The 11,862-nt window shown below is 72.7% G+C and carries 2 protein-coding genes; both read right to left on the reverse strand.

Annotation, left to right across the window (positions count from 1 at the left end):
- On the reverse strand, nt 1–5,573 hold a 5,573-nt coding region (locus AQJ30_RS36895), incomplete at its 3' end, for a type I polyketide synthase (RefSeq protein ID WP_079084052.1).
- Between the two features lie 79 nt (nt 5,574–5,652).
- The coding region (locus AQJ30_RS36900) for a type I polyketide synthase (RefSeq protein ID WP_159052323.1) at nt 5,653–11,862 on the reverse strand (6,210 nt) is incomplete at its 5' end.

Raw genomic sequence — 11,862 nt, forward strand, 5'->3', positions numbered from 1 at the left:
GCCGTCGGCTCCAGGGACACACCCGTCCCCGACCCCAGCACCTCACCCCGCACGAACCCCGCCAACGCCGACGGCGTCGGATAGTCGAACACCAACGTCGCCGGAAGCCGCAACCCCGTCACCGCGTTCAACCGGTTCCGCAACTCCAACGCCGTCAAGGAATCGAAACCCAACTCCTTGAAGGGGCGGTTGACGTCGATCCTCTCGCCGTCGGAGTGACCGAGCACCGTGGCGACCCGGTCGCGCACCAGGTCCAGCAGGAAGCGCAGTTGCTCTTCCTCGCTCAGACCGCCGAGCGTGCGCAGCAGCGTTCCGGAGTCGTCGCCGGCACCGGCTGCGGTGCGTCGGCCGGTGGCACGCACCAGGCCGCGGTGGAGGGGGTGGAGTTCACCGGTGCCGGCCTGGGAGCGCAGCCCGGCCAGGTCGAGGCGGCTGAGGACCGGGGCGGCGTCGCCGCGTTCGGCCGCGCAGGCCGCGTCGAAGAGGGCGAGGCCCTGCTCGGAGGTCATCCGGGTGACGCCCATGCGCAGGTAGCGGGCGACGTCGGCGTCGTCCAGGTGTCCGGTGAGGTCGCTGCTCTGCGCCCAGTACCCCCAGATCATGGACAGGGCCGGGAGTCCTTCGGCGCGACGGCGCCGGGCGAGGGCGTCGAGGAAGGCGTTGGCGGCGGCGTAGTTGGACTGGCCGGGGTTGCCGAGCGTGCCGGCGACGGAGGAGAACAGGACGAACGCCGACAGGTTCAACTCACGGGTCAGTTCGTGCAGATGGACCGCTGCGTCCACCTTCGGCCGGAGCACGCGCTCCAGCCGCGCACCGTCCAGTGAGCCCACCAGACCGTCGTCCAGCACCCCGGCCGCATGCACCACCGCCGTCAGCCGGTGCTCCGCAGGAACACTGCCCAACACCTCGGCCAGCGCCCCACGATCCGCCACGTCGCACGCCGCCACCTCGACCGACAGCGCACCCAGCCCCCGCAACTCCTCCACCAACTCCTGTGCCCCCGCGGCCTCCAGACCCCGACGGCTGGTCAGCAACAGGTGCCGTACGCCCCGCTCCACCACCAGATGCCGCGCCAGCAGACCACCCAACGTCCCCGTACCACCCGTGATCAGCACCGTCCCGTGCGGATCCCACACCTCCTCGCCGTCCCGTACGTCAGCGACGGGTGCGGTGCGGGCGAGCCGCGGCACCAGCACACCGCCCTCGCGTACGGCGACCTGCGGCTCATCAGCAGCGAGCGCACCGGCCACAGCCGCCGTCAACACCGCGGCCGACGCCGGATGGCCGTCCACGTCCACCAGGACGAACCGGCCCGGGTTCTCCGACTGCGCCGACCGCACCAGACCCCACACCGGCGCGTGCACCAGGTCGGTGACGTCCTCGTCGCCGCCGGCACTGACCGCGTTACGGGTGACGATCACCAGCCGGGAGGACGCCAACCGCTCGTCGTCCAGCCAGGTCCGTACGCGCTCCAGGGCGTCGGCGGTGGCCCGGTGGACGAGGGCGGGCAGCTCGGCGTCGACGTCGTGCGGCGGTGCGTGGAGCGTGAGCAGGACCGTGCCGGGGGCGGAGGCGGGCGCGGAGCCCGCTGTGCCGGTCGACTCGGAGCCGGACGCGGAGCCGGGTTCGGCGTCGAGCCCGGAGAGCAGGGCGTCGAGGTCCGCGTGGTGCTGTCCGGCCGCTGCGGCGAGGAGGCCGTCCGCGTTCAGGAAGGCCCACTCCGAGGTGTCGGCGGAGGCCTGGTCCTCGGTGCGCAGCGGCACCCAGTCGACGTGGAACAGGGCGTCGCGTGCCGGGTCGGTGGCGCGGCGCAGTGCCTCGGGGGTCACGGGCCGCAGGGTGAGGGTGTCCACCGAGGCGACCGGGGCGCCGGTGGCGTCACCGATGGCCACCGTGACCGTGTCCTCGCCGGCCGGGCTGATCCGGACGCGCAAGGTCGTCGCGCCCACCGCGTGCAGGCTCACTCCGCTCCAGGAGAACGGCATGCGCAGCCGGTCGCCGGCGGTGTCACCGCCGTGCAGCAGCGCGGCCGGGTGGAGCGCGGCGTCGAGGAGGGCCGGGTGGATACCGAACCGTCCGGCGTCCTTCGCCTGCTCCTCCGGCAGCACGACCTCCGCGAAGAGCTCCCCGCCCACGCGCCAGACCGACCGCACGCCACGGAAGGCCGGACCGTATCCGTACCCCGCGTCTGCCACCCGCTCGTAGAAGTCGTCCACGTCCACGCGCACGCCGCCCGCCGGAGGCCACGCCCCGAGCCCCGACTCCACGGCGGGTGCGGGGTCGCCGGCCAGCACTCCGACTGCGTGCCGCTGCCAGGTGTCGTCCGTCGTGGCGGAGTCCTCGGACCGCGAGTAGACCGCGAGTTCCCTGCGGCCCGTCCCGTCGGGCGCGCCCACGGACAACTGGACCTGCACACCTCCCCGTTCGGGCAGGAGCAGCGGAGCCTCGAGGGTCAGCTCGTCGACCCGTTCGCACCCGGCCTCGTCGGCGGCGCGCAGCGCCAGCTCCGCGAAGGCGGCACCCGGCACGAGCACGGTGCCCAGGGCGGCGTGGTCGGCCAGCCAGGGGTGCGTCTGGAGGGAGAGCCGCCCGGTCAGCAGCACCTGGTCGCCGCCCGCCACCTGCACGGTCGCGCCCAGCAGCGGGTGGTCGGCGGTGCCGAGCCCGAGCCCACCGGCGTCGGCCGGGGAGAGCCCGCCCGCCTCCAGCCAGTACCGCTTGTGCTGGAACGCGTACGTCGGGAGGTCCACGCGCTGGGCGCCGGTGCCGGCGAAGACGGCGTTCCAGTCGACGGTGAGGCCACGGACGTAGCCCTCTGAGAGGGAGGTCAGGAACCGCTCGGGCCCGCCCTCGTCACGGCGCAGGGTGCCGAAGGCGACGGCCGGGACCTCCGCGTGGTCCTCGAACGTCTCCTGCATACCGACGGTGAGGACGGGGTGGGCGCTGCACTCCACGAAGTAGCCGAACCCATCGGCCAGCAGCTCCCGCACAGTGGCGTCGAAACGGACCTCCTGGCGCAGGTTCGTCACCCAGTACGTGGCGTCCAGGCCGCTGGTGTCGATCACCGAGCCGGTCACCGTCGAGTAGAACGGCACCTGCGCGGGACGGGGCTCGATGCCGGCCAGCGCCTCGGTGACCTGCTCCCGGATGGACTCCACCTGGGGGGAATGCGACGCGTAGTCCACGGCGATACGACGCGCCCGGACCCCCTCGGTCTCGCACGTACCCATGAGCTCGTCCAGAGCATCCGGCTCACCCGAAACGACCGTCGAAGACGGACCGTTGACGGACGCGATCGAAATGCGCTCACCCCAGCGCGCGATCAACTCCCGCACCCGGTCCGCACCCGTCGCGACCGACACCATGCCGCCGTTGCCGGACAGGCTCTCCGCGATCGCCTGCGCGCGCAGGACGACGACCCGGGCACCGTCCTGCACCGACAGCCCACCGGCCACCACAGCAGCAGCGATCTCCCCCTGCGAATGGCCGATCACCGCACCCGGCTCCACACCCACCGAACGCCACACCGCCGCGAGCGACACCATCACCGCCCACAACGACGCCTGCACCACCACCACGTCATCCAGCGACGCAGCCGACGGCAGACCCCGCACCACATCGGTCACCGACCAGTCCACCAACGCCGACAACGCAGCGTCACACTCCGCAAGCCGCTCCCGGAACACCGGCGACGACTCCCACAACCCCGCCCCCATCCCCACCCACTGCGACCCCTGACCCGGGAACACGAACACCACCCGACCGGGCTTTCCGGAGACCACGCCCGTCACGGCGTCCGCCGAGGGGACGCCCTGGGCGAGTGCGGACAGGGCGGTCAGGGCGCTCTGCCGGTCGGGGGACGTGATCACCGCTCGGTGTTCCAGGGCCGCGCGGGAGGTGACGAGGGAGTATCCGAGGTCGGCGGCGTCCGGGGCGGCGTTCTCCACGAAGGCGGCCAGGCGGGCGGCTTGGCCGCGCAGCGCGTCGGGAGTGCGGCCGGTGACCACCCAGGGGACCGCGGGCAGCGCGGTCAGCGGAAGGGACGGCTGCTCGTCGTCCGCCGGAGCCCCGTTCCCCGTACCGGATTCCGTGCCGGACTCACTGCCGGCGGGGGACTCGACACGGCCCGCGCCCGCCTGCGGGGCGCTCGCCCCGGGTTCGCCCGTCCGCGCGTCCTCGGTCTCCGGCTGGGGCGCCTCCTCGAAGATCAGGTGGGCGTTGGTGCCGCTGATGCCGAACGAGGACACGCCGAAGCGCCTCGGGCGGCCGTTCTTCGGCCAGGTCACCTGGTCGGTGAGGAGCTGGACGGTGCCAGGGGACCAGTCCACGTGGGGTGAGGGGGCGTCGACGTGCAGGGTGCGCGGGAGGGCCTGGTTCTGGAGCGCCATGACCATCTTGATGACCCCGGCCATGCCGGCCGCGTGGGCGGTGTGCCCGAGGTTGGACTTCACGGAGCCGAGCCACAGGGGGCGGTCGGACGGGCGGCCCTTGCCGTAGGTAGCGAGGAGGGCCTGCGCCTCGATGGGGTCGCCGAGCGCGGTGCCGGTGCCGTGCGCCTCGACCGCGTCCACCTCGTCGGCGGCCAGCTGTGCGTTGGCGAGGGCGGCGCGGATGACGCGCTGCTGGGAGGGGCCGTTGGGGGCGGTGAGGCCGTTGCTGGCGCCGTCCTGGTTCAGTGCGGAGCCGCGGATGACGGCGAGGACCCGGTGGCCGTTGCGCCGGGCGTCGGAGAGGCGTTCGACCAGGAGGGTGCCCACGCCTTCCGACCAGGCGGTGCCGTCCGCTGCGGCGGCGAAGGCCTTGCAGCGGCCGTCGCGGGCCAGGCCGCGCTGGCGGCTGAAGTCCACGAAGACCCAGGGGGTGGGCATGACGGCGACGCCACCGGCCACGGCGAGTGAGCACTCGCCCGAGCGCAGCGACTGCACGGCCATGTGGAGGGCGACCAGGGAGGAGGAGCAGGCCGTGTCGACGGTGATGGCCGGCCCTTCCAGGCCGAGGGTGTAGGACACCCGGCCGGAGATGACGCTGACGAAGGAGCCGACGCCGGTGTAGCCCTCCACGCCGTCGGGCACACGCTGCATGGTGCTGAGGTAGCCGGTGCCCGCGGCGCCGACGAACACGCCGGTCCTCGTTCCCTTGAGGGACATCGGGTCGATGCCGGCGCGTTCCAGGACCTCCCAGGAGGACTCCAGGGTGAGCCGCTGCTGCGGGTCCATCGCCAGGGCCTCGCGCGGCGATATGCCGAACAGGTCGGCGTCGAAGTCACCGGCGCCGTCGAGGAAACCGCCCTGCCGCAGGTAGGTCTTGCCCACGGCGTCGGGGTCGGGGTCGTAGAGGCCCTCGACGTCCCAGCCGCGGTCGTCCGGGAAGTCGGAGATCGCGTCGGTGCCGGATTCCACGAGCCGCCACAGGTCCTCGGGTGAATTCACCCCGCCGGGAAAGCGGCAGGCGACGCCGACGACGGCGATGGGCTCGTGCTCGCGCTCCTCGACCTCGCGCAGGCGCTGCCTTGTCTCGTAGAGGTCGGCCGCCACGCGCTTCAGGTAATCGACCAGCTTTTCGTCGTTCGTCATCTGACGCGGTCCTCCTTCGAGCTTTCGGGAATTCCGGAAGGGCGCGAACGGCTCGTCCGCGGGGGGGGTGTCCGACCGTTCAGGAAATCCCGAGCTCGCTGTTGATGAAATCCAAGACTTCGTCAGCGGATGCCGACTTGAGACGATCACCGGCTGTTTCCTTGCGCTGCTCCGGGCCTGTTTCCTTCCAGACCGCGAGCAGGTTCTCCAGGCGTCGTGCGACGGTCGCATGTCCGGCCTCGTCCGCGGAGACCGCGGTGAAAGCCGTCTCGAGCCGGGCGAGTTCGGCGAGCAGGGACTCGGTCCCGTACGCCGTGTCCTCCTCGGGCGACAGCTCCTCCAGGAGGTGTTCGGCGAGGGTGTCGGGGGTGGGGTGGTCGAAGACGAGGGTGGCGGGCAGGCGCAGACCGGTCGCGGTCTGGAGGCGGTTGCGCAGTTCGACGGCGGTCAGCGAGTCGAAGCCGATCTCCTTGAACGCCCGGCCCGGGTCCACCGCCGCGGGCGAGCCGTGCCCCAGCACCGTCGCCACGTGAGCACGCACCAGGTCCACCAGGTGCGACACACGCTCGGCCTGCGGCATCGCCGCCAGACGCCGGCCCAACTGCGAGCCACCCGCTCCGTCGCCGTCCACGACCGCGGCGCGCGTGCGACGTTGGACGTTCCTGGACACGGTCAGACCACGGGCCAGAGCGCGGGTGATCTCACTCCCGCCCGAGGCCCACGCCTCCACCTCCAGCCGGGCGGTGACGACCAGCGACTCGTCCACCCGGCAACCGGCCTCGAACAGGCTCAGCCCGAGCGGCGCCGCCATCGGCACGATCCCCGAGCGCGCGAGCCGCGACAGGTCGTTGGCCTCCAGTCGGCCGGTGAGCTCACTGGCCTGCTCCCAATGGCCCCACGCCAGCGACACACCGGGCAGTCCCTGTGCCCGGCGCGCCCCCGCCAACGCATCCAGGAAGACGTTCGCCGCCGCGTATCCCGCTTGGCCGGGGTTGCCCATGACTCCCGCGAAAGAGGAGTAGAGGACGAAGGCCGCGAGGTCCGCGTCCCGGGTGAGTTCGTGGAGGTTGAGGGCGGCGTCGACCTTGGGCCGCAGGACGGTCTCCAGCCGCTCCGGGGTCAAGTCACCGACCAGGCCGTCGTCCAGCGCTCCGGCGGTGTGCACGACGGCGGTCAGCGGACGCTCACCCGGCACGGACGCCAGCACCGAGGCCAGCGCCTCACGGTCGGCGGCGTCGCACGCCACGACGTCCACGGTCTCGGCACCCAACTCGGTCAGCTCGGCGACGAGTTCGCCGGCGCCGGGGGCGTCCGGGCCGCGCCGGCTGGTCAGCAGCAGATGCCGCACCCCGCGCTCGGCCACCAGGTGCCTGGCCAGGAGCCCGCCCAGGGTTCCCGTCCCGCCGGTGACGAGCACCGTGCCCGCCGTGTCCCACGGACGCGGCACCGTCAGCACCAGCTTGCCCGTGTGGCGGGCCTGGCTCATGAACCGCAGCGCCTCCGGCGCCCGGCGCACGTCCCACGTCCGCACCGGCAACGGCTCCAGCACACCCCGCTCGAACAACTCCCGCAGTTCCGCGAGGATGGCAGCCACCCGGTCGGGCTCGACCTGCGCCAGGTCGTACGCCTGGTAGGTGACGCCGGGGTGGCGCTCGGCGACCTCGCGGGGGTCGCGGATGTCGGTCTTGCCCATCTCCAGGAACCGGCCACCACGCGGCAGCAACCGCAGCGAGGCGTCCACGAACTCCTTCGCCAGCGAGTCCAGCACCACATCCACACCACGCCCGCCGGTCACCCCCAGGAACTTCTCCTCGAAGCCCAGGTCACGCGAGGACGCGATGTGATCGGCGTCGAAGCCCACCTCCCGCAGGACGTCCCACTTGCCCTCACTCGCGGTCGCGAACACCTCCGCACCCCAGTACCGCGCCAACTGCACCGCGGCCATCCCCACACCACCCGTGGCCGCATGCACCAGCACCGACTCACCCGCCGACAACCCACCCAGATCCGCCAGGCCCACGTACGCGGTCAGGAACACCGCCGGCACGGCCGCGGCCTGTTCGAACGACCAGCCGTCCGGAACCCGGGTGACCAACCGCTGGTCGACCACGGCGACGGGGCCGAACGCGCCCTGCGGGACGAGACCCATGACCCGGTCCCCGACCGCGAGCCCGGTCACTCCGGGACCGACCTCGGTCACCACACCGGCGCCCTCACTGCCCAGCGTCTCCTGACCGGGCACCATCCCGAGGCTGACCACGACGTCGCGGAAGTTGACGCCCGCCGCGCGGACCGACACCCGTACCTGCCCCTCACCCAACGGCTCCAGGGCCTCCGGAGCGGGCAGCAGCTCCAGGCTCTCCAGCGTGCCCGGACCCGTGGTGTCCAGCCGCCACGCCCGGACGCCGGGGGCGTCAGCGTCGGCCGGAGGCAGCAAGGGCCCACCGGGATCAGCCGCCCGCACCATCCTCGGTACGAGCAACTCACCCGCTCGCACGGCCATTTGCGGCTCCTCGGCCGCCACCGCCGCCGCGACGGCCTGCGGCAGCGCGGCCCGGGAACGCTCATCACCATCGACGTCCAGCAGCAGGAACCGGCCCGGGTTCTCCGCCTGTGCGGCCCTGACCAGACCCCACACCGGAGCCGACACAAGATCCACCGCGTCCTCATCGCCGTCCCCGGCGGGCACCGCGCCCCTGGTCACCACGACCAAGCGCGACCTGGCGAAACGATCGAGCGCCAGCCACTCCTGCACCAGGCCCAACGCCTCCGCGGCCACGGCACGCACCGCACCCGCCACGTCACCTTCCTGGTCTCCGCCGAGGCAGACCACCACGGCCGGGGGCACGTCCCCATCGGCGCCGACCGCGTCGGCCAGGGCAGCCAGGTCCGTGAAGCCCGGGGCGTCCGTCAGCCGCTCTGCCGCCGAGCCCACTTCGGCGATCGCCGGGAGACCGACCGGCTCCTCCAACGCGGGTGCCAGCCCAGTCCAGTCGATCCGGAACAGGGCGTCCTTCGTCGGGTCGTCGACCATGCGCAGCTTGCGCGGGTCCACGGCACGCAGCACCAGCGAACCCACCGACGCCACCGGCGAACCGGCCGCGTCGGCCAGGACCACCGACACCGCGTCCTCGCCCAGCGGACTCACCCGCACCCGCACCACCCGCGCCCCCACCGCGAACAGCGCCACGTCACCCCAAGCGAACGGCAGCCTCAACGGCCGGTCCGCCGCCTGCAGGAGCAGCGGGTGCAAGGCCGCGTCGAGCAGCGCCGGGTGGATCCCGAACCGGTCCGCGTCCTGGTGCAGGGTCTCCGGCAGTTCGATCTCCCCGAAGACCTCGTCACCGAGCTGCCAGGCGGCGCGCAGCCCCTGGAACGACGGCCCGTACTCGTACCCCTTGGCCGCCACCCGCTCGTAGAACCCGTCCACGTCCACCGGCTCCGCCCCAGCCGGCGGCCAGGCGGCCGGTGAGGCCTCGGCCACCGGCTCCTGGGTGCCGACGGCACCGCTCGCGTGCTGCACCCACTCGGCACCGTCCGCCGCGTCCTCGGGGCGGGAGTGGAGGGTGAGCTCCCGGCGTCCCGCCTCGTCGGGCGGACCCACCGACAGCTGGACCTGCAACCCCCCACGCTCCGGCACCACCAGGGGCGCCGCCAACGTCAACTCCTCCACCACGGCGCACCCGACCTCGTCCGCCGCCCGCAACGCCAGCTCCACCAACGCCGCACCCGGCACCACCACCACACCCGACACCGCGTGATCCACCAACCACGGATGCGAACCCGACGACACCCGCCCCGCCAACACCACCCGGTCCTCGGCCGCCACCCGCACCAACGCACCCAGCAACGGGTGTTCGGCATCGACGAGCCCGAAGCCGGCCGGATCACCGGAACCGGCAGGCACCGACTCCAGCCAGTAGTGCTGGTGCTGGAAGGCGTAGGTGGGCAGCTCGACGCGCTGGGCACCGGTGCCGGCGAAGACGGCGTTCCAGTCGACGGTGAGCCCGCGGACGTAGCCCTCCGCGAGGGAGGTCAGGAACCGCTCGGGCCCGCCCTCGTCACGGCGCAGGGTGCCGAAGGCGACGGCCGGGACCGCCGCGTGGTCCTCGAACGTCTCCTGCATCCCCACCGTCAGAACCGGATGGGGACTGCACTCCACGAAGTAGCCGAAGCCATCGTCCAGGAGCCCACGGACGGTGGCGTCGAAGCGCACCTCCTGGCGCAGGTTCGTCACCCAGTACGTGGCGTCCAAACCACTGGTGTCGATCACTGAGCCGGTCACCGTCGAGTAGAACGGCACCTGCGCGGGACGCGGTTCGATACCGGCCAGCGCCTCGGTGACCTGCTCCCGGATGGACTCCACCTGCGGGGAATGCGAGGCGTAGTCCACGGCGATACGACGCGCCCGGACCCCCTCGCCTTCGCACACGCCCATCAGCTCGTCCAGAGCACCCGGCTCACCCGAAACAACCGTCGACGAGGGACCGTTGACGGACGCGATCGATATGCGCTCACCCCACCGCGCTATCAACTCCCGCACCCGGTCAGCACTCACGGCGACGGAGACCATGCCGCCATTGCCGGACAGGCTCTCCGCGATCGCCTGCGCCCTCAGGACCACGACCCGGGCACCGTCCTCGACGGACAACGCGCCCGCCACCACAGCGGCGGCGATCTCACCCTGCGAGTGACCGATCACCGCACCCGGCTCCACACCCACCGAACGCCACACCGCCGCGAGCGAGACCATCACCGCCCACAGCGACGCCTGCACCACCACCACATCGTCCAGCGAGGGAGCCGTAGGCAGACCCCGCACGACATCAACCACCGACCAGTCCACCAACGACGACAGCGCAGCGTCACACTCGGTGAGCCGCTCCCGGAACACCGGCGACGACTCCCACAAACCCGCCCCCATCCCCACCCACTGCGACCCCTGACCCGGGAAGACGAACACCACTCGGCCCGGCTCGCCGGACACCGTTCCCGCCACCACACCGGGCGACGGCACGCCCCCCGCCACCGCCCGCAACGCCTCCACAGCGGCATCCCGGTCGTCCGCCAGGACCACCGCCCGGTGCTCCAGGGCCGACCGCGTCTCCACCAGCGACCGACCCACGTCGGCGACCGTCAGAGCAGGACGCTCCCCGACGAACCCCGCGAGCCGCCCCGCCTGGGCACGCAACGCCGCATCCGACCGCCCCGACACGACCCACGGCAGCGCACCCGAGGTGAGGCGCGGGTCGCCGGGGGGCTCCTCCGCGGCCTCCGACTCCGGTGCCTCCTCCAGGATCACGTGCGCGTTCGTGCCGCTGATGCCGAACGACGACACCCCGGCGCGGCGCGGGTGTTCGCCGTCCGCCGTCCAGTCCACGCTGTCCGTCAGCAGTTCCACGGCACCCGCCGACCAGTCCACGTGCGGCGTCGGTTCGTCGACGTGCAGGGTCCTGGGCAGGACGCCGTACTGCATCGCCTGCACCATCTTGATCACGCCGGCCACGCCCGCCGCCGCCTGGGCGTGCCCGATGTTGGACTTCACCGAACCCAGCCGCAGTGGCCGGTCCGCCGGTCGGTCCTGCCCGTACGTGGCCAGCAGCGCCTGGGCCTCGATCGGGTCGCCCAGCGTCGTCCCGGTGCCGTGCGCCTCCACGACGTCCACGTCCGCCGCCGACAACTGCGCATTGGCCAAGGCGGCACGGATCACTCGCTGTTGGGAAGGACCGTTCGGAGCGGTCAGGCCGTTGCTCGCACCGTCCTGGTTCACCGCCGAGCCGCGGACCACCGCCAGCACCGGATGCCCGTTGCGCCGGGCGTCCGACAGGCGCTCGACCAGCAGCAGCCCGACGCCCTCGGACCATCCCGCGCCGTCGGCCGACGCCGCGAACGCCTTGCACCGCCCGTCGGGAGCCATGCCCCGCTGCCGGCTGAACTCCACGAACACCCACGGCGTGGCCATCACGGCGACCCCGCCGGCGAGGGCCATGGAGCACTCGCCGGACCGCAGGGCCTGCACGGCCAGGTGCAGCGCCACCAGCGACGACGAGCACGCCGTGTCCACCGTCACCGCGGGCCCCTCCAGGCCGAACGTGTAGGCCACGCGGCCCGACGCGACGCTGCCCTGGGTGCTGGTGACGGCGTAGCCCTCCAGTTCCTCGGGCTGACCGCTCGCGGAGGCGTAGTCGTGGTGCATGACGCCGGCGAAGACCCCGGTAGCACTGCCCTTCACCGTCGCCGGATCGATCCCCGCCCGCTCGAACACCTCCCACGCCGTCTCGAGCAACAA

It is taken from the genome of Streptomyces longwoodensis (genome assembly GCF_001514125.1).
GTDB lineage: Bacteria > Actinomycetota > Actinomycetes > Streptomycetales > Streptomycetaceae > Streptomyces > Streptomyces longwoodensis.